We start from the raw sequence: 22,835 nt of genomic DNA on the forward strand, positions 1-22,835 counted from the left end.
TTCCCCGATCACTTCGGCCCGCATTCACTAGGAGAAGGCCATGACCCATCGGCCGTCACAGCCCCGGACCGACATCCCGCGCTACCTGACCGAGGAGCGCCTCGCCATCCGCGACCTTGCCCGCGATTTCGCGATGAAGCAGGTCCTGCCGGTTGCCAACGAGCTCGACCCCGTCCAGGGCACCATTCCCGACACCCTCAAAAAGGCGATGGCCGAGGTCGGGTTCTTCGGCATCATGATCCCCGCGGAATACGGGGGCCTGGGGCTCGGCGTCTTCGAGTACTGCCTTGTCGCCGAGGAACTCTCGCGGGCGTGGATGAGCGTCTCCGGACTGTTGGCGCGCGGCAACGGCATGGGCGGCGGCTTCACCCCCGAGCAGGAAGCCGCCCTGCTGCCACGCGTGGCGCGCGGCGAATACCTCGGCGCCTATGCGCTCTCCGAGGCCGAGGCCGGCTCCGATGTCGCCAACATCTCCTGCCGGGCCACCCGTGACGGCGACGAGTGGGTCGTCAACGGCACCAAGATGTGGTGCACCTATGCCGACGAGGCCGACTACCTCGTCCTGTTCGCCCGCACCGATCCGAACAAGGACCCGGCCAAACCCCACCGCGGTATCAGCGCCTTCCTCGTCGAGAAGGAACGCGGCGAGTTCCCCGAGGGCATCTCCGGCACCAAGGTCCGCAAGATCGGCTACTTCGGCTGGAACACCTGGGAACTGTCGTTCGACAACTTCCGCATCCCGGCCGACCGCATGCTCGGCGAGGAGGGCAAGGGCTTCTACCTCGCGGTCAGCGGCCTGGAGGTCGGGCGCGCCCACACCGCCGCACGCGCCATCGGTCTGGCCCGTGCCGCGCTCGAGGACTCCATCGCCTACATGCACACCCGCAAGCAGTTCGGCCACGAACTCGCGGACTTCCAGCACCTGCGTTTCAAGATCGCCAAGATGGCCGCCGACATCGAGGCGGCGCGGCAGTTGATGTACTCGGTCGCCACCGACATCGACACCGGCCGGCGGTGCTCGCTCGAGGCGTCGATGTGCAAGCTCGTCGCCACCGAGATGGCCGAACGCGTGACGAGTGAAGCCGTCCAGATCCACGGCGGCGCCGGGTACACCACCGACTTCCAGGTCGAACGGCATTGGCGCGACGCACGTCTCACCAGGATCTTCGAGGGCACCAGCGAGATCCAGATGCGGATCATCTCCGACGAGCTGTTGGGCAGGGCCGGGTCATGACCACCGCCATCGCCTCGCTCCGCGTCGGAGTCCGGACCTCCACCCGCACCCACCTCGCTGCCGACGTCCTCCAACGCCACGGGCTCCGCATTCCATCACGTTCACAGTCTTTCGGGATGGTTCTCGCCGAGTGGCTCACCGACCCGGTCCCGTGCGCGGAACGTGTCGCCATCTCCTGGTCGGCGACCACCCCCATCGCCGCAACCGATCACGTCCATGCGACCACCGTGGTGACCAGGGTCGGCGCCGACGGCATCGACCGCGAGGTCCGCCTGATCGACGACGCCGGCCGGATACGCGAATCCGGCACGGAGACATGGCGTACCGAGGTCGGTCCCCAGCCGGTGCCCGAGCTCGACTTCTGTTCGGTCGAGTGGGGTGAGCAGCTGCGCGCCCGCCTACACCAGGACGCCGCGTTCACCTCGTCGGTCTCCACCTGGGACGGCACCGTCGGACTACGTTGCGGCACCCGCGAGGTGCACCTGCGCATCTACAAGGGGCAGGTCATCGACGTCACCCGGCGCTCCCTTCTGGGCGCCACCTTCACCTTCGAGGCCTCCCCCGCGACCTGGGTGGATCTCATGCAGTCCGACTCCGACGACTTCATGCGGCGCGCACTTCGCGGTGAATTCTCCTCAGCCGGTAACGGTTACGAGTACCTGCGATTGACCAAGCCGCTGCACGCGATCATCCAGAACGCGCGGGCATTGGCCCAGGAGGTGAACTCATGATCGAGGCACGCTACCTCGAGATCCAGGGCGCTCTGGCGTTCGTCGAGATCGTCACCGCCGATCCCACGGCCTCCGGTGAGCGCATCGCCACCACCCCGACCGTGCTGTGCATCCACACCGCGGGGCAGAGCGGCGTCCAATGGCGCCGTGCCGCACAGGACATCGCCGACCGTGGGTACCGCGTCGTCGTGCCGGACCTGCCGGGTCACGGTCGTTCCGAACCCTGCCCGACGGGCCCGGTCACCAGCCTGGTCGATTACGCGGACTGGTTGACCACCGTCCTGCGGCAGCTGGACGTCGAACGGCCCTATGTCATCGGCTGTTCCATCGGCGGCAAGCTCACACTGGAGCTGGCGATGCGGCCGGAGTATCCGCTCGCCGGAGCAGTCGCGATGGCCGCCGAGGCCGGACCGGGCCGCGTCAAGATCGCCGGCCTGCGACGCGAACTCGAGGATGTGGCCGGCCCGGCCCGAGCGGAGCGCACCTACCTCGGCAGTCTCGCCTCCGTCGGGCGGGCAGTACCCGCCGCGCAGGCACATCTGATCGGTCTCATGCACAAACGTGAGGACCCGGAGATCTCGTCGTCGGACCTCATCGGCTGGGGCAGTCACGATGTCCGCGACCGGCTCTCCGATCTCACCTGCGGCCTGCACCTGATCTGCGGCGCCGACGACCCGTGGATCAGCGTCGACGCCGTCCGTCACGCCGCCGCCGAGATCAACGAACTCGACGGCCCGCGTGCACAATTCACCGAGCTGGCGGGGTACGGCCACTACCCGATGGAAGAGCTCCCCGACTTCGGAACACTCGCCGACGCCTGGCTGCGATCCCTCCCAGCCGGGAGCCGCACCCCGGAGGCGGTGTCATGACCCTCACAACCCATCCCACGCTCGCCGGAATGCTCGCCGATCTCGTTCACCAGTCCCCCGACACCCCGGTCGCGATGGATGTCGCCGACGGCGAGGTCATCACCCTCACCCGCTCCGAACTCGGCCGCCGTGTCGATCAGTTGCGAGAAGAACTGTCCCGCATCGGCATCCGCCGCGGCCAGTGTCTGGCGGTGTACCTGCCCAACTGGTCCGACGCGTTGGTCTGGCAGTTCGCCGCATCCGCGCTCGGCGCGCACGTCATCGGGGTCAACACCCGGTACAACGTCGGCGAGGTCGCGCACATCCTGACATCGGCACGCCCCGCGGTGGTGGCCGTCCCCGCACAGTTCCACGGACTCGACATCTTCGGCACCCTGCGCGAGGCGAGTTACGCGGCCGATCCTCTCCCGGCGGTCGCGGTGGTCCCCGGGCCGTCGAACCCCGACGCGACGGCTTCCGATTTCGATCTCGGTGCCGGGGCCTGGATCGCCGGCAGCGGCGACACCACCGACATCTCCGCACCCGCGACCCCGTCGACGGCGGAATGGACCCCGGCAGGCGAACGAGCCGCGCGTTCCGGCGAACTCGCGGTCGCGTTCACGACCTCCGGTTCCACCGGGACACCCAAGCTCGCCGCCCACCGGGATTCGGCCGTGGTCCGGCACGCGCATGCCGACTCGGTGCACATGGGCGTCCGCGAGGGCGACGTGATCCTGGGCGTTCTGCCGGTGTCCGGTGTCTTCGGATTCAGCACGGCCATGGCCGGTCTCGCGGGTGGTGCAGCCATCCTGATGGAGCCCGTCTTCGACGCCGCGGCGACCCTCGCCCGGGTCGAATCGTTGCGCGTCACCCACATCGTCGGCGGTGACGACCTCTTCGGGCGCCTCTACGACACCTGGCACGACGGTCGGCTAACCGATCTGACCTCGTTGCGCTGGCTAGGGATCGCCGACTTTCTCGGCAGGTCCCACGACATCGCACGGTGGGCACGCGACGAGGCCGGGGCGCAGACGACCGGCGTCTTCGGCTCGTCGGAGGTCTTCGCCCTGGCGCTGCTCTGGTCGTCCGACGACCCCGAGTCGGTGCGGTGGAACGGCGGTGGCCGTCCGGTCGAGTCCGCCATCGAGGTACGCGTTGTCGACCCACTCGACGATCGTGTACTGGGCATCGGCGAGGAAGGTGAGCTGCAGTTCCGCGGCCCCAACGTCGTCGACGCCTACCTCGGCAACCCGGATGCCGCCGCGCGTGCGTTCACCGCGGACGGTTGGTTCCGCAGCGGCGATCTCGCACGTGCGCTCGACACCGGCGGATTCCGCTACGTATGCCGCATGGGGGATGTGCTGCGGCTGCGCGGTTTCCTCGTCGACCCGGCCGAGATCGAGCACCGTCTCGCCGAACACGAGAACGTGCAGACCGCGAAGGTCGTCGGGCTCACCGGTTCGGGTGGTTACACCGAGGCCGTGGCCTTCGTCGTGCCGGTCGATGCCGGCGCAGACCTCGACGCCCCGTCGTTGAAGACCTGGTGCCGTGATCGCCTGGCCGCCTTCAAGGTGCCCGTGGCCGTCCATGTCATCGACCATATGCCGACCACCGTGGGCGGCAACGGGACCAAGATCCGGGCCGTCGAACTGCGCGAGTGGGCGCAGAGATGGTCTGGCCAGGAAGTGGACTATCGCGAAGGAACACCCGCATGACCGTCAGCACGCCGCCCCCCGCAGCCGACGACGTCGTCATCTGCGAGCCGCTCCGCACGCCGGTGGGACGCTACGGCGGCTCGTTCGTCGACGTACCGGCCACCGAACTGGCCGCCACCGTCCTCTCCGAACTGTTGCGTCGCACCGGGATCGATCCGGCGAGCATCGACGATGTCATCTTCGGGCAGTGCTACCCGAACGGCGAGGCGCCGGCCATCGGGCGTGTCGCCGCACTCGATGCGGGCCTCCCCATCACCGTGCCGGGTTCGCAGCTCGACCGTCGCTGTGGCTCGGGCCTGCAGGCGGTTCTCGACGCCGCGATGCGCATCCAGACCGGGGTCGCCGACCTGGTCATCGCCGGCGGCGTCGAATCGATGAGTCGCGCAGAGTATTACACCGAATCGATGCGGTGGGGTGCCAAGGGCGCGCCGGCAGCTCTGCACGATCGACTGGCCCGTGGCCGCGTCACGTCGGGCGGCAAGAACCATCCGGTTCCCGGCGGCATGCTCGAGACCGCGGAGAACCTGCGCCGCGAATACTCGATCCCGCGACAGGAACAGGACGAGCTGGCCGTCGAATCGCATCGTCGTGCGGTGGCCGCCATCGAGAGCGGCAAGTTCGCGGAAGAGATCGTCCCCGTGTCGGTCCCGCAGCGCAAGGGCGACGACACGGTCGTCGACCGCGACGAACACCCCCGTGCCGACACCAAGCTGGAGTCACTGGCCCGGCTGCGGCCGATCATGGGCAGGTCCGATCCCGAGGCCACCGTCACCGCGGGCAACGCCAGCGGCCAGAACGACGGCGCCGCAGCCACACTGGTGACCACCCGCGCGAACGCCGAGCGTCTCGGCCTCAAACCGCTCGCCCGTCTGGTCACCTGGGCGGTCGCCGGTGTCGGGCCGGAGGTGATGGGCATCGGCCCCGTCCCGTCCACCGCGAAGGCGTTGTCGCGCGCGGGCCTCGAACTCGCCGACATCGACCTCATCGAGTTGAACGAGGCCTTCGCCGCACAGGCGCTCGCGGTCACCCGGGAGTGGAAGTTCACCGACGCCGATTTCGACCGCACCAACGTCAACGGATCGGGCATCTCGCTCGGCCACCCGGTCGGTGCGACGGGCGTCCGGATTCTGACGACGCTGCTTCGTGAACTCGACCGTCGTGAGGCGCGTTTCGGCCTCGAGACCATGTGCATCGGCGGCGGGCAAGGACTCACCGCGATTTTCGAGCGGGTGTGACCTCAGGTTTCGCGACCCCGAAGGCGGGTACCACCGGTGGATGACGCTCCCGATTCGGGTGAGCCCGGAATCGGGCATGACCGTCGATCGCCTCTCCGAGTACCTCGGAACGCCGATCGTCGGTGACCCCCGTGTCGGCGACCGGATGGTTCGCGACCTCGTCGATGACTCGCGCACCGTCCGCCCGGGTGATGCGTACCTGGCGATTCCGGGGAGTCGCTGGCACGGGCTCGATTTCGAAGACGAGGTGGCAGCCGCCGGCGCGGTCCTGGCGATCAGCGACCGACCGTCGTCGGCACTCCCCACCCTGATCGTGGACGAGCCGCGAAAAGTGGTGGGCCCGTTGGCGTCCTGGTTCCACGACGAACCCTCCCGCGATCTCCGCGTCTTCGGTGTCACCGGCACCAACGGCAAGACCAGCACGACCCACTTCATCGACGCCGCCCTCACCGCGGCGGGCGAATCGGCCGGACTGATCTCCGGCGCACGCATCCGGGGCCCCGGCTACGACCTGGTGCCGACGCGCACCACCCCCGAGGCACCTATGCTGCAGCGAACGCTGGCGACATTCCGGCGACACGGTGTCACCGGGTGTGCGATGGAGGTCTCCTCCCACGCCGTCGACCAGCACCGCGTCGACGGCACCGCCTTCCGTGTCATGGCCTTCGCCAACTTGAGCGACGACCACCTCGACTATCACGGCTCGATGGAGACCTACTTCGCGACGAAGGCGGACATGTTCACCGTCGAGCGGACGCAGATCGCTGCGATCAGCATCGACGACGACTGGGGTGCACGCCTCGCAACCGGCACCGCTCCCGAGACATGGACATGCTCGGCCCTGGACGCGACTGCCGATGTGTATGCGACCGACATCCGTTGCGCCGACACAGGAACCCGGTTCACCGCTCACACGCCGTACGGCACCGGCGACATCCGCTTGCAGACCCTGGGTCCCCATCAGGTAGCCAACGCGCTCCTCGCCCTCACCAGCGTGGTGGCCGACGGGGTCGACGTCGCGGCCGCCGCCGAAGGGATCTCGTCGGTGACCGGCGTCGCGGGACGTTGTGAATCCGTCCGTGCCGGCCAGTCGTTCGTGGCGATCGTCGACTACATGCACAACACCGCAGGTCAGCACGCACTGCTTCCCTACTTGAGATCGCTCGCGTGCGGACGTTTGATCCTGGTGGTCGGCGCGACCGGCGGGCGGGATCCCGGCAAGCGCCGACCGCTGGGCCAGGTGGCAGCACAGTACGCAGACGTCGTCATCGTCACCGATGAGAGTCCGGAGGACGAGGACCCGGACGCGATCAGAGCCGAGGTCCTACGGGGAGCGCGCCACGGGGACTCCGCAGTGGTCGTCGAAGAACCGGATCGGGGAGCCGCGCTCACCCGGGCGGTGTCCCTGGCACGTCCCGACGACATCGTGGTCGTGACCGGGCGCGGGAGCGACACCTTCCGGCGGTACGGTCCCCAGACGTCCTTCTTCGACGACCGGGCCGAACTACGACGAGCCATCGTGGAATCACTCGATACGCAGCCCTGATGCGGCATGCGGGCACCGAGCAGGCTGCAGTCGCGGCGCTCCCGTGTTTGGCGCGGCATACCGTCGGGCATACGCGTCGCGGAGGAATGCACCACCCCGACGTTTCTCCGCCAGGCCCGTCGGGCGCCCACCCCTTGACGCCCGACGGGCCGACCGCGGAGTCTCCCTAACCGGGTGCCGCGCCGGGCGCGAATCGCGCCACCCAACCCTCGAAATGGCCGACGTCGCCGCCGTTCGCCGCGAACCAGCCCCACGGGCCACCCCGATGCCCGGTCACGGCGTCGATGACCAGATCGATCGCCTCCCGCGGCGTGCGCAGGATCGGCGCATCGAGCGACGTACCCCTCGGAACGCGATCGCGGTGCTGCAGGCGCGCCAGGACCCCGGCGATGTTCTGCTCGGTCTGCTGATAATCGGCGATGATCGCGGCCTCGTCGACACCGGCGAGGAGTTCGGCGATCGCGACGATCACGCCGGTGCGGTCCTTACCGGCCGCGCAGTGGACGAGGGTCGGGCCGGCCGGGTCGAAGGCGTTGAGGGCCGCCGTCAACCGATCCCCACCGGTCTGCATCATCGCCGTGTAGATGTCGGTCAGTGGGGTGCCGGCGAGGCGGTCCACTCGTGCTCCCGACGACACCTGGCGGTGTACCAGCCGGACCTCGGCCGGCCACGTCACCCGTACAGCGCCCGACTCGGACGGGTCACGCAGATCGACCACGGTCGACGGCGGCCACGGCACACCGACGGGATCGTCGTCGTCCGGATAGGGCGCGTCGCTGCGGATCAGCACCCCGGGCGAGGTGGATCCGCCGGAGACGAGCGGCAGTCCCCCGAGATCGCGGATGTTCGCGAGAGATCGCAGAACCCGGTCGGCATCGCGCTCACCAGCAGTGGAGAAGGTCACTCCGGCCTCCGTCGTCTTGCCCGGTCCATGTCCGATTCACCGTACCCCGGTCACGTACGGTGAAGCGATGATCCAGTACCACTCGTACGCCCCCGCAGAGGGGCATCGTCTCGCTCACGACCCCCTCAACGCGATCATCGCCCCGCGTCCGATCGGCTGGATCTCCACGGTGTCCGATGCAGGGGCGCGAAATCTCGCTCCCTACAGCTTCTTCAACCTGTTCAACTACTCCCCGCCGATCATCGGTTTCGCGAGCGTCGGCTGGAAAGACACTGTCGCCAACGCGAAGTCGACCGGCGAGTTCGTCTGGAACCTCGCGACCGATTCGGTCGGCGAGAAGATGAACGCCACCTCTGCGGCACTCCCCGCCGACACCGATGAATTCGAGCACGCCGGTCTGACCGCCCTCGACTCCGAGCTCGTGCGCCCGGCCCGGGTCGCCGAGAGTCCGGTCACCTTCGAGTGCCTGGTCACCGACGCCTTCCAATTGCGTTCGGCCGCAGGGGAGTCCGTGGACACCTGGATGGTACTCGGCGAGGTCGTGAAGGTGCACATCTCGACAGAGCTGCTCGGTGACGACCTCGTCTACGACACCGCACGTGCCCAACCGCTGCTGCGTGCCGGGGGTCGGGGTGACTACTTCTTGCCCAGCAACGAACACCACCGGTACATGGAGCGGCCGAAACCCCTGTCGCGCTAGGTTCCCGACGCCGCGTGCTCGATGGCCTCGGCAGTCGGCATCCCGGTTCGCGCTCCGACGTGGGCCACCGACAGCGACGCCGCAGCCGCACCGCGCCGCGTGGCCGTGACAAGGTCGAGCCCGCGTGCCAGCGACGCGGCCAGCACGCCGTTGAAAGTGTCGCCGGCGCCGGTCGTGTCGACCACCGACTCGACCTCGCCCGCCGGTACCGACGTCACGCCGGTAGGGTCGACGACCAACACGCCATCTGCGCCCAGCGTGACCACGACGGTGACGTCGAGATGCCGGGCCAGCGCCGTTGCCATCTCGGCCTCGGCCGGGCCGCGCGGGGCGTCGGGCAGGGTCCGCGCGTACAGATCGCGCAGTTCCGAGGAGTTCGGCGTGAGGATGTCCGGGACCGAGAGCACCCCGAAGAGCTCGTCGAGGACCGGCGCCGGATTCACGACACATGGGATGCCGTGCTCAGCAGCAGCTCTCACCGCTGCTACCGCGGCGTCGGGAGTTATCTCGGTACTGATCAGCACGCACCCGGCGCCCCAGTCCGCCGCGCGGGTCACGGCTTCACGCACGTGCTCCGGCTCAACCCGGCCGTTCGCCCCGGACCCCACCGCGATCTGGTTCTCGCCGGACGGGTCGACCACGATGAGCGCCGCGCCGGTGGAGACGTTGCCGATCCGGGCAACCTCGGTTACGTCGATGCCCTCGTCCGCCAGCTCGCCGAGCGCACTCGCACCCATCTCGTCGTCGCCGACCGCGCCGCAGTACCGAACGGCGGCTCCGGCGCGCGCCGCCGCCACGGCAGCATTGGCACCCTTACCGCCTCCGTGACTGTTCACGCCCGGCCCGACGACGGTCTCCCCGGGCCCGGGAAGTCGGTCGGCGGTGACGACCAGGTCGACGTTCACGGCGCCGATCACGAGCACCTTCGCCGCGTCTGCATCGGTCATGTCGGCTCCTTCGGGTCGGCCCGGTGGTTGGGCCGATTGTGGCATCTCGCCTCGACGCCTACCTGCTGTCGATCCAAGTCAGCTTCGCCGATCCACCGGCCGCGACCGGCCCTGGTTGCTCACGACGTGGTCGACGCACCTCGTTTCGGCAGCACCCAACCCGCACGCGGGAAGTGGCAGGTGTATCCGTTCGGGTAGTTGAGCAGGTAGTCCTGATGCTCGGGTTCGGCCTCCCAGAACGGACCTGCCGGTTCGATCGTCGTGACGGCCGGCCCCGGCCACAGACCCGAGGCGTCCACGTCGGCGATCGTGTCCCGGGCCACCTGCTCCTGCTCTGGACTCAGCGGGAAGATCGCCGAGCGGTAGCTCGTCCCGACGTCGTTGCCCTGACGATCGCGGGTCGTCGGATCGTGGATCTGGAAGAAGAACGCCAGGATGTCCCGGTAGGTCGTCTCGGTCGGGTCGAAGACGATCTCGACCGCCTCGGCGTGTCCGGGGTGGTTGCGGTAGGTGGCGTGGTCGTTCTGTCCGCCGGTGTAGCCGACGCGGGTGTCGAGGACTCCCGGCTGCTTGCGGATCAGGTCTTCCATGCCCCAGAAACATCCGCCGGCGAGGACTGCGGTCTCGGTGCCGGGGCGGACGGTGATCTGACCGGTGTCGGTGGTCATGCGGTCTCCTCTTCGGTGTGGGTTGTGGTGTGGAACAGGTCGATGTACTCGCCGTATCCCTCGGCCTCGAGGTCGCGAACCGGGATGAAGCGCAGCGCGGCCGAGTTCATGCAGTAGCGCTGTCCACCGGCTTCTCGCGGCCCGTCGTCGAAGACGTGGCCGAGGTGGCTGTCGGCGCCCGACGAACGCACCTCGGTGCGACGCATCCACAGGGTGCGATCGGTCTTCGTGGTCACTGCGGCGTCGTCGATGGGCCGGGTGAAGCTCGGCCATCCGGTGCCGCTGTCGTATTTGTTGGTCACGATTCCTCCTGTCGACACCGGCGGCTCGTCGGTCTGGCGGAGCCTTTCCGGCGTCACCGTGCACAACAACGCGGCGTCGTGTTTTGGTCCCGCCCCCTCTCAGACGTCCGCACTCGGCACCGTGCCGGCGGTGACGGCTCCGAGCCGACGCCGCGCGCGGAGTTCGTAGGGACGTGCACCGGTGTCCCGGGCGAGGCGAATGGCCTCGCGTAGGTCTTCGGTGCCGTCTTCACCGAGGATGATGCGGGCGGTGCCGCGGAACATCACCGCAGGTCCGAGGCATACCAACCCGGGCCACTGGACGATGAGGCCCGACGACCAGTCGCCGACCAGGTGGACGATGCGGCGGCAGATCTCGCGGGCACCGTCGGCGTGGTGGGCATCGAGTGAGATCGAGTACAGCGCCTCGATGAGCAGCGGCACCCGCGCGACGACGCGTGACCCGGTCCATCGGTGCGCGTCGGCGGTGAGTTCGGTGGCCAGCCGCAGGGCACGGTCGTGGTTCCCGGCTTCGGCGGAGCCGAGGGCGATCACCAGGGCGAAGTCGTCGTCGACCTCCTCGGCCAGGGTGTCGAAGGCGGGGAGCATCGAGGCGAGCTCGCCGCGATGCCAGGCCTGGATCGAAGCGCTGGTCGCCATCGACGCCTCGCCCAGGAGCCGCGCACGTTCGGACAGGCCGCCGACGGTCGCCGCGAACTTCTCGGCCAACGATGTACTGACCTCGTAGTCGCCGCGAAGCAGTGCGAGCATCACCTGCCACCAGAGTTGCATCGTGTCCAGATCGGTTCCGCTGCCCCGGCCGACGAGTCGCGCGAACTCCGCTGACAACCGTCGGGCCATGCGGACGTCGCCGGCCTCGAGTGCGCACACCCGCTGCAGGTGCACGGCGGTCGCTCGCAGGTCGTGGTTGCCGGCGGACATCTCGTACAGCTCGCGGGCGATCTTGCGGCGATCTGCGAGTCGGGTCGGCTCCCAGTTCACCAGGAACTCAGCGAGCGCGACCTCGTAGTCGACCGCCGCACCGGCATAGACCACGCGAGCCGCTCCGAGATGGTCCTCGGCGCCGGACATGCCGAGCACGCTCAGGCGGGCCGCCTCGGTGGCGTGGAGTCGGGCGGCGACCTCGGGAGCGAGAGACTCCGCGTGCGCCAATGCTTCTCGAGCAAGGGCCGAGTCGTCGGACTGGACGATTCCGAAACCCGACCAGTAACCGGCCACACCGCGCGGCGAGGCCAACAGAGCGGTCTCGGCGAGTGCCGGCCAGTCGCCGAGCTCTCTGCTGATCGCGGCGGCGGACTCGAATGAGGCACGTGCGGAATCGAACTCACCGGTCCGGATCGCCGCGGTGCCGGCGATCCGACGCAGGTCGACGGCCAGGTCGGCATCGGGTTGCGGGAGCGTGAGACCCCGGCGTGCGAGTTCGAGGGCCCGATGATCGGCGGAGGCGTCCACGGATCGGTGCGCGGCCAGCACACATGCCCGGATCGCCAGTGCCACCGAGGATTCGTCGATCGCGGATTCGACGCGGTGCACTGCGATGGCCTCAAGGTCGTCGGGCCGGGCGGATTGGATGGCCGATGCCAAACGGGCGTGGGCCTCGACCCGCTGCGTCCGGCTGGTTCGTGCGACGATGCCTTCGCGAACAGCATCGTGAGCCACGACGATCCCGCCGTCTCCGGCGTTGTCGACCAGACCGGCCCGTCGGAGCTCATCGATCAACCGGGTGCCGACGGGTTCCGCGAGTTCGGCGACCACGCCGTCGGTCAGCTCTCCTCCGGAGACCGCGATGGCGGCCATCAAACGCGAAGCCTCCTTGGAGAGTTCGTCGAACCGTGCGGCGATCATGGTCTGCGCGGGGTGGTCTGTGTCGGAAATCGCTCCGATCGCCGCGGCGTCGCACAACTGGCGGGCGACCATCGGATTGCCGAGGGCCTGTGCCGCCAGATCGTCGCGGTCGACCTGACTGCTCGGACCGAGATCGGCCAGTCGCGCGTCGATCAGCGCGCGGATCTCGTCGGATGAGAGTTCGGCCACGCGGAGCCGCGTGACTGGAGCATGGCGTTCGAGGGCCGATCCGATGATCGTCACCGGTTCGGCGGTCGCGTCGCGGCAGGTCGCCAGCACGGTGACCGGGATCCGTCCCAGGCCGGCGATCACCCGGGCCAGCACGCGCGCCGAGTCGGTGTCGAGCCATTGCAGATCGTCGAGGACGAGGACCGATCGGCCTCGCTCGTTGATGTCGGTCCAGACGTTCGCCGCAATGTCGGCCGCGGTCGGGATCTCACCACCGGCGTGACCGTCGCCGAACAACTCCGCGATCCCGCCGAATGCAGATCCGGAATCCCCTGCGCGCCCAATGAATCGGCGGGCGTGGGCGTCATGTCTGGTGAGGAGTTGTTCGACCAGCGCCGTCTTGCCGATACCGGACGGTCCGATCAGCAACGCTCCGGCCGGATTGTTCTCGCCGACTCGCCAGACCTGCTCCAGGACGCCGACTTCCACCGTTCGTCCGACGAGTTCACGCGCCTCGGGTGGCGGCGGGGTGCGGACCGTGGCGGTCACCGGAACCGGTTCGAGCAGTTCGGATTCGAGGGCGAGGGTCTCGGGTCCGGGGTCGAGGCCGAGGTCGTCGCGGAGCGCTTGGCGCAGATGGCGGATCGCGTCGAGCGCATCGGCGGTGCGCCCGTCGTCGTGCAGAGCGCGGACCAGCGAACGGACCGCACCCTCGCGGTACGGGTGGCGGCGGCAGAGCGGCGTGAGGAGCGCGGCGGCGCGCCGGTGTTCGCCCACCGACCGGAGGGCGTCGGCGGCCGTCTCGGTCAGCTCCGAGCGCATCTCGTCGAGCCGGGCGAGTTCCGGTGCCAGCTCGGCGATGTCGGCGATCTCCGCGAGCGGGTCACCCCGCCAGAGATCGAGGGCCCGGCACAGCACCTCGGCACCCGCGCGGGTCGGTCCGGACCAGGTCGAGACCTTCGGTGCCCAGCTTGTCGAGGAGGTCGAGGTCGGTGGCTGGACCGTCGCAGTGGAGTACGTAACCGGTCGGAACGGTGTCGATGCGGACCGACTCGGCCGGACCGAGTGACCGTCGGAGTCGCGACACGTACCCGTGGAGAGTGCTCGTGGCGGAGGGCGGCGGATCACCTCGCCACAGCAGTTCCGCGACGCGCTCCGGCGAGCAGGCGGTCCGTTCCGCGGTGAGGATCGCCAGCAGGTCGGCGTGTTTGCGGGCGGTCATCCGGATCGGCGAACCGTCGGCGGCAGTCACCGACAGCGGTCCCAGGACCCTGATCGCCGGCATCGGAGCCGAGGTTGCCACGTTCGCCATCCGGTCGGTCGAGGCCTGCCGCACCCTGCCGAGAATACGGCCTGACCTGGTCGGACACTGGCGGCGAAGCGCGCACCAGCCGCGCACAAGGCTAACACCAGCGGGCCCGGTCAGCCTGTGTGACATGACAACCGACACGCACACTCAGGCCCTCTCGACCACAGCCGATCCCACCGGGCCGGGACCGTTCCGGTCACCGAGGTGGAGCACGGTCCGCAAGCTCAGCGGCGCCTCGCTGGTCTCGGCCGGCGCCTCCTGCATCGCCGGCGGCACACTGCATCCCATCGTCGACGGCAAGGCGCACTCGGCGGAAGCGCTGCAGGGCGCGGGCTCGCCGTGGGCGCAGATCCTCATCGCCGTCGGCACCACTCTGCTGCTGCTCGGACTGCCCGGCATGTACGCCTGGCTGGCGCCGCGGATCGGCATCGCCGGCTTCGTGGGCCTCCTGGCATACGCGCTCGGCAACCTCACCACCGCGACCGGACATCTCACGGTCGAGGTGTTCGTGGCCCAGCCGTACGCGACCGACCCGTCGAAGGCCTGGCTCATCGCCGACAACGACATGATGCTCGACTCCACCGCATTCGAACTGCTCAACACCATCGGCGGACTGGTGATGCTGGCCGGGATGGGACTGCTCGGCGTCAGCCTCATCCGCAACCGGGCCGTCCCGCTGTGGATCGGGGTGCTGACCGTGGTCGGCATGGTCGGGTTCATGCTGCCGATCCCGGCCGTCGCCGGATTCTCGGGTCTCCTCTACGAGGCCCCGCGCGGCATCGCGGTCATCGCGATCGGCGTGCTGATGATCCGCCACCACACCTGGCCGCCTGCCGACCACCACTCCGCCTGAGGCGTAATCGAACGGCCCCGTCGCCACACGGCGACGGGGCCGGGCGGTGTCGCAGGCACCGGAATCTGCAGATCCGGACAATTCAGGCTGGTGAATCCCCGTTGTTGCGCGGGTCTACCCTGAAGCCCGCCAACCATCACTGGCGGTCAGGAGTTCTCCACGTGACGATCGAGCACGGCAGCGCCGAAACGGGCGTCGACGAGGGTTATCAGCGCGGGCTCACCGCCCGCACCGTGCAGATGATCGCCATCGGCGGCGCGATCGGCACCGGCCTGTTCTACGGCTCGGGCGGAGCGATCGAGAAGGCGGGGCCGGCCCTGCTCCTGGCCTACGCGCTCGCCGGGCTCGCGATCTTCATCGTCATGCGCGCCCTGGGCGAGTTGCTGATCTACCGTCCGATCTCGGGCGGCATCAGCGAATACGCCGACGAGTTCCTCGGACGCTTCGCCGGCTTCAGCCAGGGCTGGACCTACTGGGCGGTCTGGACCACCACCTGCATGGCCGAGATCACGGTGGCCGGCAAGTACATCAACTACTGGTGGCCGTCGATACCCGTGTGGGTGACCGCACTCGCCGCGCTGGTCATTCTCTTCGCCGCCAACCTCATCTCGGTGGGGCTGTTCGGCAAGGCCGAGTTCTGGTTCTCGGCGATCAAGGTGACCGCCATCCTCGGCATGATCGTCGTTGGCATCGGCGTGCTACTCCCGATCTCCGGCTTCGGCCCCGAGGTCGGGCCGTCGGTCTCCAACCTCTGGAACGAGGGCGGCTTCTTCGCCACCGGCTTCAGCAACGCGCTGCTCAGCCTGCAGATCGTCATGTTCGCCTACGTCGGCGTCGAGCTCGTGGGCGTCACCGCGGGTGAAGCCGAGAACCCGCGGGTCACGCTGCGCAAGGCGATCAACTCGGTACCGTTCCGCATCGGCATCTTCTACGTCGGCGCCCTGTTCGTGATCCTGTCGGTGCGCAGCTGGAAGGACTACCAGGAGGGCGAGAGCCCGTTCGTCTCGGTGTTCTCCTACATCGGCATCCCCGGCGCCGCGGGCATCGTCAACTTCATCCTGCTCACCGCCGCCCTGTCGTCGTGCAACTCCGGTATCTACTCCACCGGCCGCATGCTGCGGTCGCTGGCGCACACCGGCGATGCCCCGAAGCAGCTGACCAAGTTGTCGAGCCGCAAGGTGCCCGCCGCAGGCATCACGCTGAGCGCGGCCGTGATGGTCCTCGGCGTCGTGGTGAACGTCATCGACCCAGCGCACGCCTTCGCCTACATCACCGCGGTGTCCACGGTGGGGATCATCGTGATCTGGTCGACGATCCTGCTCTGCCAGATGGCCTACCGACGCAAGGTCGCGCGCGGCGAGCTGCCCGCCTCCGACTACCGCGTGCCGGGCGCGCCGGTCACCACGTGGCTCGCGCTCGCGTTCCTCGCGCTCGTCTTCGTGCTGCTGTTCTTCGACCAGGACGGCCGGGTCGCGCTGATCGTCGGCGCCGTCTGGTTCGCGGGCGTCGGCATCGGCTATCTCGCCTGGACCCGCAATGCCGGGGAGCTGGCCGACCGCGAGGTCTGAGAAACCCTGCAGGAACCCTTGTCCGCGCGGTCGCGCGAGTTTATTGTTTGCCATACAAACACTGACGTCGAGCGAGCAGGATCCCCGTGGCAACCACCGGACGCGCAAGCAGGGAGGCCGGCAAGGCCACCCGCCAGGCGCTGCTGCGTGCCGCCGGCGAGGTGTTCGCCGAGCACGGCGACGCGGCGTCGGTCGCCCAGATCTGTCAGCGCGCCGACGCCTACCCCAATCAGGTCACCTACTACTTCGGCTCGAAGGAACAACTCTTCGTCGAGGTCGCCTGTGCCGGGGTGCTGCGGGCGGGGCGTCGCGCCGAGGAAGCCGCCGCCGAGACGACGACCGTGCGCGATTACACGAACACCCTCGTCGGCACCCTGCTCGGCCCGTGCGCGCGGGACGTCGAGTTGTTCACCACCGCGATGCTGTTGACGTCGCGGCGCACCGATTTGCGGGAGCACATCACCGACACCCTCCGCACACTCCACGAGCGCGGCGAACAGGCGTTGATGTCGACGCTGGTACGCACCGGTTGGAGGCTGCGCGCCGGGATCGACGTCGAGGCGAAGGCGTTCTGGTCGGCCGTCTTCGGCCTCGCGGTCCAGAAAGCCGCCACCGGAGCCGATTTCGGTTACCGGCTCGAGGACGCGGTCGCGGTGATCTTCACGAATCTGCAGATCCCGGAACGGGTTCTGGACCGGCCACTCGTACCCACGCCGCAGGAGGCATGATGACCCAGTCCGCGACGCACATCCATCCGCAGCCGCACCTCACCCATCAGGTGTTCAACCAGTCCGCTCCGCGGGTCGACGTCAACGAGTACGAACTCGACACCGTGCTGACCGAAGCCGTCGCCCGCCACGACGGCGCCTGGGGCGATGCCGAACTCCGGGAGATCGGGGCGCTCGTCGGCAGCGAATCCTTCAAGCACGACGCCCATCTCGCCAACACCATCACGCCGGTGCTGCGGACCTTCGACCGCTGGGGCCACCGCATCGACGAGGTCGAGTACCACCCGGCATACCACCGGATCATCGCCGAGTCGATCGCCCACGGCGCCCACACACGTTGCTGGGCCGACCCGCAGCCGGGATCCCATGTGGTCCGCGCGGCCGCGTTCATGCTGTTCGGGCAGATCGAGCCCGGTCACGCCTGCCCGGTGTCGATGACGCATGCGGTCATCCCCTCGCTCGAACTGCAGCCCGACGTCGCCGCGAACTGGGTACCGAAGGCGTTGTCGCGCAGCTATTCCCCAGAACTGAGCGCCACCAAGGAGTCGGCGATCTTCGGGATGTCGATGACCGAGAAGCAGGGCGGCTCCGACGTCCGCGCCAACACCACCGTCGCCGTTCCCGCGGGGACCGGTGGGCCGGGGGCCGAGTACCTTCTCACCGGACACAAATGGTTCTGTTCCGCGCCCATGTCTGACGCCTTCCTCGTTCTCGCCCAGGCGCAAGGCGCAGGAGGCGAAGGACTTTCGTGCTTCCTGCTCCCCCGCATCCTGCCCGACGGCACCCGCAACGTCTTCCGCATCCAGCGCCTCAAGGACAAGCTCGGCAACAAGTCCAATGCCTCGAGCGAGATCGAACTCGACGGCACCGTCGCCGTCATGATCGGCGAACCCGGACGGGGCGTGCGCACGATCATCGAGATGGTCGCGCAGACCCGCCTCGATTGCGTCCTCGGTTCCGCGGCGGGCATGCGTCAGGCTGTCGCCGAAGCAGCGTGGCACGCCCGGCACCGTGCGGCTTTCGGAGCAACGCTGGCCGATCAGCCGGCAATGACCGCCGTACTGGCCGATCTCGCACTGGAATCCGAGGCCGCGACCACCACGGCGATCCGTCTCGCCCGCGCCCACGACGAGGATGCCGACCCGCAGGAGCGCGCCTTCCGCCGACTTTCGACCGCGGTCGCCAAGTACTGGATCTGCAAGCGCGGACCGCACCACGCCTACGAGGCACTGGAGTGCCTGGGCGGCAACGGATACACCGAGGACTTCCCCCTCGCCATGCGCTACCGCGAGCAACCGGTGATGGCCGTGTGGGAGGGCTCGGGCAACGTCATCGCCCTCGACGTCCTGCGTGCGATGACCCGCGAACCCGAATCGGTCGCCGCCTTCGACGCCGAGGTCTCCCTCGCCCGCGGCGCCGACCGGACTCTCGACGCGCACCTCGACCGACTCCGGGAGCAGCTCGGCGAACTGTCGCGACTCACCCCGGCCGACGCCCAGCGTCGGGCACGGTCGACCGTCGAGTCGATGGCCCTGGCCCTCGAGGCGTCATTGCTGGTGCGGCACAGCCCGTCTGCCGTCGCCGACGCGTTCATCGCGAGCCGACTGGGCCCCGACCGCAGCTTCGAGTACGGCGCACTCCCCGACGGCGCCGACCTCGCCGCGATCCTCCAGCGGCACTGAGACACCCGGCCTTCCGGACTCCCTCACACCACCCCTTCCGCGGCGGCCAGGATCTGCCGGCGCAGCGTCGACGCGGTGTTGGGCAGCCACATCGCCCGGACGGGCGCGAAGGGCGGATCGGTGAACTCGACGATGCGGATGGAATTCGCGTAGATCCAGCCGGGCTCGTTGGTGACGAAGGCGCACGCCTTGGGATGGGCGATCACCGCCGTGTGCGGGGGTGTGCCGAGCAGCGTCGACAGGATGATGCGCGGCTCGAAACCGGCTCGCCGGCACAGCCCGACGAGGATGTCGGTGTACTCGTACTCGTGCTCGGGGCCCCACACGACGATCTCGTAATCGGCGAGGGCGGCCATGTCGACGCGGGCATGGGCGGCGAGCGGGTGGTCGCTGCGGACCGCGAGGCGGAGTTCGTGTTCGGTGGCGATCGTGGTCGCCATGTCCGGTGGCGCCGACACACCGCGTCCCAGCGCGAGGTCGATCGACCCCGACAGCAACTCCTCGCGCATGAAGTCGGCGAACACCGGGCGCACCGTGATCGGCACCGACGGGTCGGCCAGCACCACGGGTTCGATGATGCGGAAGACCTCCGACGACGCGAGGTCGGGTGCGTGCCCGATGACGAACGGCGCGGGAGCTCCCGCGTTCACACGTCTGACCTGCGTGGCGAGTTGCTCACCACCGGCCAGCAGCGGTACCGCGCCGCGGTAGAGGGCCTCCCCGGCCGGCGTCGGCGTCAGGCTGCGTCGCGAGCGGGAGAAGAGCTCGACACCCAGCTGCCGTTCGAGTTCACGGATCGCCGACGAGAGCGCCTGTTGGCTGATGAACAGGTCGTCGGCGGCGACGCGGAGACTCGGAGCCTCCATGACGACGACGAACATGCGGAGCCGACGCAGGTCGATATCGCGGAGTCCGGCATCCCCAGAACCATTCATCAACCATCCCCTGTCAGTTATCCAGATTGATGTGATTGTAGGTTGACCTTCGAGGCAATATGCTCATTTTTGCATGGCATCGTATTCAGATGTCATTCGCGTTTTGGGCTACCTGCTGAGGTCCCCCCGCGGAGGGGACGGGAGGACCTCGGCAGGTGCTTCTTTCCACTCCTTTTCCCGTTTTCGCTGCCGCGCCCGGGTCTCGTCGGATATCACTTGCTCTGATGAAGCATCGCTAATGCTCGTCAAGACTTCGCATTGTCCGCCCCAACCCGATTTCCGGAGCTCGATCAGGTGGAAGAAACGATCGGCCGGCCGCCGAGTTCAACTCCGTTCAGCGGGTTCGCTCGCGACTCGATCACTGCGGAGATCGCACGACGCAGTGGGCTCTACGACGAAACACTCGACGTTCTCCGGCAGCTGCGTCTGCGCGAACGCCATATCCGGTACACCATCGCCGGGCTGGTGTTGGTCTTCGGTGTCGTCGCGGCGCTCGGGTTGTTCACCCCGTACGGAGGGCAGGGTTCGCTGTGGCGGTCGCTGGTCCTCGGTACCGCCGCCGCCACCACCGTGCCCACCGCGATCGCGGTGAGCCGGGTCCATCTGGGCGTGATGTGGTGGACCAAGAAGTCACACGTCCGCGGTTTCAACAACGCCTTCGTGGCCTACGCGGACATCGGAGTGGCGGTGTGCCTGTTCGCCGTCGCCGATCCACGCCTCGCACTGTACTTCTCGGCTTTGTTCGCCGTGATCGGCTCCTACAGCGCGCATTTCGTACGTGCCCGCGTCGTGTACGTACACCTGGCACTGGCGAGCGCGGTGACCTGCACCCTCGGCGTTCTCGCCTGGCTGGACGGCACTGCACCCGTGCCCGTCCTCGCCGCGACCCTGGCTCTACTCGTGGCCGTCAGCGGAACCGTCACCCTTCACCAGGGATACACATCCGATCTCCAGCGCACCCTGAAACACCAACTGCGGATGGCCAACACCGATCCGCTCACCGGCCTGTTGAACCGCCGCGGGTTCATCCTCGCGACGACCACGCTGCTGCGCCGGGGACACGGCGACCGGTTCGCACTCGTCATCGCCGACGTCGACCGCTTCAAACGGATCAACGATGACCACGGTCACACCGTCGGCGACGCCGTGCTGCAGCAGGTCGCCGAGATCCTCCGGAGCGCCGTGACCGAACCGGCGGTCGTCGCCCGACTCGGCGGCGACGAGTTCGCGATCGCGATGCGGCTCGACGAACAGGCGGCGCGGGTCGTCGCCGAAGACATCCGCGGCCGGCCGGTCGACACCGGTGACGGCGAGTGGGCGACCGTCAGTCTCGGCATCGCCGTGGGCTCGCTCTACAGCGAGCACATGACCGATGAGGATGCCACCGAACGCATCCAACGCGACTTCGCCCTCGCCGACGGCGCCCTGTTCGAAGCCAAGGCGAACCGGCGCGGAACCTACGCCGTCGTGCCGACCACTCCTACAGGATCACGCCCGGATTGAGGAGCCCCTCCGGGTCGAGAGCGTTCTTGATGAGCGTCGTCAGCTCCATCACGTCCGGACCCACCTGATCGGGCAGCCAGCCCTTCTTGAGTCGGCCCACGCCGTGCTCGCCGGTGATGGTGCCGCCGAGCTCGATGGCGAGGTCCATGATCTGACCGAACGCCGTCTGCGCACGGTCGGCCTCCGCGGTGTCGGCCGGATCGAAGACGATCAGCGGGTGTGTGTTGCCGTCTCCGGCATGGGCGATCACCGAGATCATCACCTGGTTGTCCGCGGCGATCTTCGCGACGCCGTCGATGAGATCGGGCAGCGAGGGCAACGGGACCCCGACGTCCTCCAGCAGTAGCGATCCCAGCTTCTCCACCGCCGGGATCGCCGCACGTCGGGCAGCGGTGAACGCCTCACCCTCGGTGGGGTCGTCGGTGGTGAAGACCTCCCCCGCGCCGTTCGACTCGAAGGCGTTCCGGATGAGTTCGACCTCCTGGGCACCGGCCGCCCCGGGCGCGTCGGACTGGGCGACGAGCAGTGCGCCCGCCTCCCGGTCGAGCCCCATGCGCAGCATGTCCTCGACCGCGTTGATCGCCACCGAGTCCATGAATTCCAGCATCGCCGGGCGGATCTCGCCCGTGACGGCCAGGACGGCACGACTGGCGTCGTGCACCGAGTCGAAGACCCCGACCACCGTGCTCGCCGGCCCCTGCGGCGGTAGCAGCCGCAGGGTCACCTCGGTGATGATGCCGAGGAGCCCCTCACTGCCGACGAAGAGTTTGGTCAGGGGGAGGCCTGCGGAGTCCTTGAGCTGCTTGCCGCCCACCCGAACCGCACGACCATCAGCGAGCACCACCTGCAGTCCGAGCACGTAATCGGTGGTGACCCCGTACTTCACGCAGCACAACCCGCCCGCATTGGTGGCGACGTTGCCGCCGATCGAACAGATCTCGAACGACGACGGGTCCGGCGGGTACCAGAGGCCCGCGGCCGCCGCCGCGGCCTTGACCTCGGCGTTGAACAGCCCGGGCTGGGCGACGGCGGTGCGCGTCGCGGGATCGACGGCGATCTCGCGCATCTTCTCGGTGGAGATCATGATGGCGCCGTCCACCGCGGTCGAGCCGCCGGACAGGCTGGTGCCCGCGCCGCGCGTGATGATCGGGACCCGGTTCTCGGCACACCACCGAACCGTCGTCTGGACCTGCTCGGTCGAGATCGGGCGGACGAGCGCGAGCGGGGTACCGGCGGCCGGGTCGAAGGCGCGGTCCTGGCGATACCCGGCGAGGATGTCGGGGTCGGTGATCACCATTCCGTCGGGAAGGGCGGCGGCCAGCGAACTCGTATCGGCACTCATGCGTTCAGCGTATTCTTCGACGCCCGGACCGCGGTTTCACTTTGACACACCTGCCGGTCAGGGCTCCGCAGG

The 22,835-nt window shown here is 68.6% G+C and carries 19 protein-coding genes and 1 pseudogene; 12 read left to right on the forward strand and 8 right to left on the reverse strand.

Features of this window, described 5'->3' with window-relative positions:
* The first annotated feature begins 40 nt into the window (after window positions 1-40).
* Genes M1L58_RS09470 through M1L58_RS09495 form a run of 6 tightly spaced genes read left to right on the forward strand, consistent with a single transcriptional unit; the run spans window position 41 to window position 7,309 of the window.
* Window positions 41-1,234, forward strand: a complete 1,194-nt coding sequence (locus tag M1L58_RS09470; RefSeq protein ID WP_248658701.1) for an acyl-CoA dehydrogenase family protein — start codon at window positions 41-43, stop codon at window positions 1,232-1,234.
* A complete protein-coding gene (locus M1L58_RS09475) occupies window positions 1,231-1,965 on the forward strand; it encodes a hypothetical protein (protein ID WP_248658702.1) in 735 nt (244 codons plus the stop codon). Before M1L58_RS09470 ends, M1L58_RS09475 begins: the two co-directional genes overlap by 4 nt.
* The gene (locus M1L58_RS09480) at window positions 1,962-2,834 is read left to right on the forward strand and encodes an alpha/beta fold hydrolase (protein WP_248658703.1); all 873 of its coding nucleotides are present in this window, start codon (window positions 1,962-1,964) and stop codon (window positions 2,832-2,834) included. Before M1L58_RS09475 ends, M1L58_RS09480 begins: the two co-directional genes overlap by 4 nt.
* A complete protein-coding gene (locus M1L58_RS09485) occupies window positions 2,831-4,528 on the forward strand; it encodes an AMP-binding protein (RefSeq protein WP_248658704.1) in 1,698 nt (565 codons plus the stop codon). The genes M1L58_RS09480 and M1L58_RS09485 overlap by 4 nt, the downstream gene beginning before the upstream one ends.
* The gene (locus M1L58_RS09490; protein WP_248658705.1) at window positions 4,525-5,763 is read left to right on the forward strand and encodes an acetyl-CoA C-acetyltransferase; all 1,239 of its coding nucleotides are present in this window, start codon (window positions 4,525-4,527) and stop codon (window positions 5,761-5,763) included. Before M1L58_RS09485 ends, M1L58_RS09490 begins: the two co-directional genes overlap by 4 nt.
* A gap of 40 nt (window positions 5,764-5,803) precedes the next feature.
* Window positions 5,804-7,309, forward strand: a complete 1,506-nt coding sequence (locus tag M1L58_RS09495; protein WP_248658706.1) for a UDP-N-acetylmuramoyl-L-alanyl-D-glutamate--2,6-diaminopimelate ligase — start codon at window positions 5,804-5,806, stop codon at window positions 7,307-7,309.
* Between the two features lie 166 nt (window positions 7,310-7,475).
* On the opposite strand, the gene M1L58_RS09500 is transcribed toward M1L58_RS09495, so the two are convergent.
* Window positions 7,476-8,213: a tyrosine-protein phosphatase gene (locus M1L58_RS09500; RefSeq protein WP_248658707.1), complete on the reverse strand. Its 738-nt coding sequence runs from the start codon at window positions 8,211-8,213 to the stop codon at window positions 7,476-7,478.
* 67 nt (window positions 8,214-8,280) lie between these two features.
* On the opposite strand from M1L58_RS09500, the gene M1L58_RS09505 reads away from it, so the two are divergent.
* Complete coding sequence (locus M1L58_RS09505) at window positions 8,281-8,913, forward strand: flavin reductase family protein (protein WP_248658708.1); 633 nt, start codon at window positions 8,281-8,283, stop codon at window positions 8,911-8,913.
* Here the strand turns inward: M1L58_RS09505 and M1L58_RS09510 are convergent.
* The 5 genes and pseudogenes from M1L58_RS09510 to M1L58_RS09530 all read right to left on the reverse strand — a co-directional run bounded on the left by M1L58_RS09510 (window position 8,910) and on the right by M1L58_RS09530 (window position 14,179).
* A complete protein-coding gene (locus tag M1L58_RS09510; protein ID WP_248658709.1) occupies window positions 8,910-9,860 on the reverse strand; it encodes a PfkB family carbohydrate kinase in 951 nt (316 codons plus the stop codon). The genes M1L58_RS09505 and M1L58_RS09510 overlap by 4 nt on opposite strands.
* A 119-nt stretch (window positions 9,861-9,979) precedes the next feature.
* Window positions 9,980-10,528: a peptide-methionine (S)-S-oxide reductase MsrA gene (gene msrA, locus M1L58_RS09515; RefSeq protein ID WP_248658710.1), complete on the reverse strand. Its 549-nt coding sequence runs from the start codon at window positions 10,526-10,528 to the stop codon at window positions 9,980-9,982.
* A pseudogene (gene msrB, locus M1L58_RS09520) lies at window positions 10,525-10,827 on the reverse strand (peptide-methionine (R)-S-oxide reductase MsrB); the annotation flags it as partial. The pseudogene msrB and the gene msrA, both read right to left, overlap by 4 nt.
* A 102-nt stretch (window positions 10,828-10,929) precedes the next feature.
* Window positions 10,930-13,761 carry a BTAD domain-containing putative transcriptional regulator gene (locus M1L58_RS09525; RefSeq protein WP_248658711.1) on the reverse strand — a complete coding sequence of 944 codons (2,832 nt, stop codon included), beginning with the start codon at window positions 13,759-13,761 and terminating at the stop codon, window positions 10,930-10,932.
* Window positions 13,727-14,179 (reverse strand): AfsR/SARP family transcriptional regulator, encoded by a 453-nt coding sequence (locus M1L58_RS09530; RefSeq protein WP_248658712.1) that lies wholly within the window; start codon window positions 14,177-14,179, stop codon window positions 13,727-13,729. Before M1L58_RS09530 ends, M1L58_RS09525 begins: the two co-directional genes overlap by 35 nt.
* Window positions 14,180-14,279: 100 nt before the next feature.
* On the opposite strand from M1L58_RS09530, the gene M1L58_RS09535 reads away from it, so the two are divergent.
* The 4 genes from M1L58_RS09535 to M1L58_RS09550 all read left to right on the forward strand — a co-directional run bounded on the left by M1L58_RS09535 (window position 14,280) and on the right by M1L58_RS09550 (window position 18,983).
* Complete coding sequence (locus tag M1L58_RS09535; RefSeq protein ID WP_248658713.1) at window positions 14,280-15,005, forward strand: hypothetical protein; 726 nt, start codon at window positions 14,280-14,282, stop codon at window positions 15,003-15,005.
* A 161-nt stretch (window positions 15,006-15,166) separates the two neighbouring features.
* Window positions 15,167-16,573, forward strand: coding sequence for an amino acid permease (locus M1L58_RS09540; protein WP_248658714.1), 1,407 nt, complete (start codon window positions 15,167-15,169; stop codon window positions 16,571-16,573).
* An 86-nt stretch (window positions 16,574-16,659) separates the two neighbouring features.
* Complete coding sequence (locus M1L58_RS09545) at window positions 16,660-17,301, forward strand: TetR/AcrR family transcriptional regulator C-terminal domain-containing protein (protein ID WP_006868941.1); 642 nt, start codon at window positions 16,660-16,662, stop codon at window positions 17,299-17,301.
* The gene (locus M1L58_RS09550) at window positions 17,301-18,983 is read left to right on the forward strand and encodes an acyl-CoA dehydrogenase family protein (protein WP_248658727.1); all 1,683 of its coding nucleotides are present in this window, start codon (window positions 17,301-17,303) and stop codon (window positions 18,981-18,983) included. Before M1L58_RS09545 ends, M1L58_RS09550 begins: the two co-directional genes overlap by 1 nt.
* Window positions 18,984-19,006: 23 nt before the next feature.
* Here M1L58_RS09550 and M1L58_RS09555 read toward each other — a convergent pair whose 3' ends face one another.
* Window positions 19,007-19,918 carry a LysR family transcriptional regulator gene (locus M1L58_RS09555; RefSeq protein WP_006868939.1) on the reverse strand — a complete coding sequence of 304 codons (912 nt, stop codon included), beginning with the start codon at window positions 19,916-19,918 and terminating at the stop codon, window positions 19,007-19,009.
* A gap of 294 nt (window positions 19,919-20,212) precedes the next feature.
* On the opposite strand from M1L58_RS09555, the gene M1L58_RS09560 reads away from it, so the two are divergent.
* Window positions 20,213-21,421, forward strand: coding sequence for a GGDEF domain-containing protein (locus M1L58_RS09560; protein WP_248658715.1), 1,209 nt, complete (start codon window positions 20,213-20,215; stop codon window positions 21,419-21,421).
* Here M1L58_RS09560 and M1L58_RS09565 read toward each other — a convergent pair.
* Complete coding sequence (locus M1L58_RS09565) at window positions 21,399-22,763, reverse strand: FAD-binding oxidoreductase (RefSeq protein ID WP_248658716.1); 1,365 nt, start codon at window positions 22,761-22,763, stop codon at window positions 21,399-21,401. The genes M1L58_RS09560 and M1L58_RS09565 overlap by 23 nt on opposite strands.
* Window positions 22,764-22,835: the final 72 nt, after the last annotated feature.

Source organism: Gordonia sp. C13 (assembly GCF_023218005.1).
In the GTDB taxonomy this organism is placed as follows: Bacteria; Actinomycetota; Actinomycetes; order Mycobacteriales; family Mycobacteriaceae; genus Gordonia; species Gordonia namibiensis.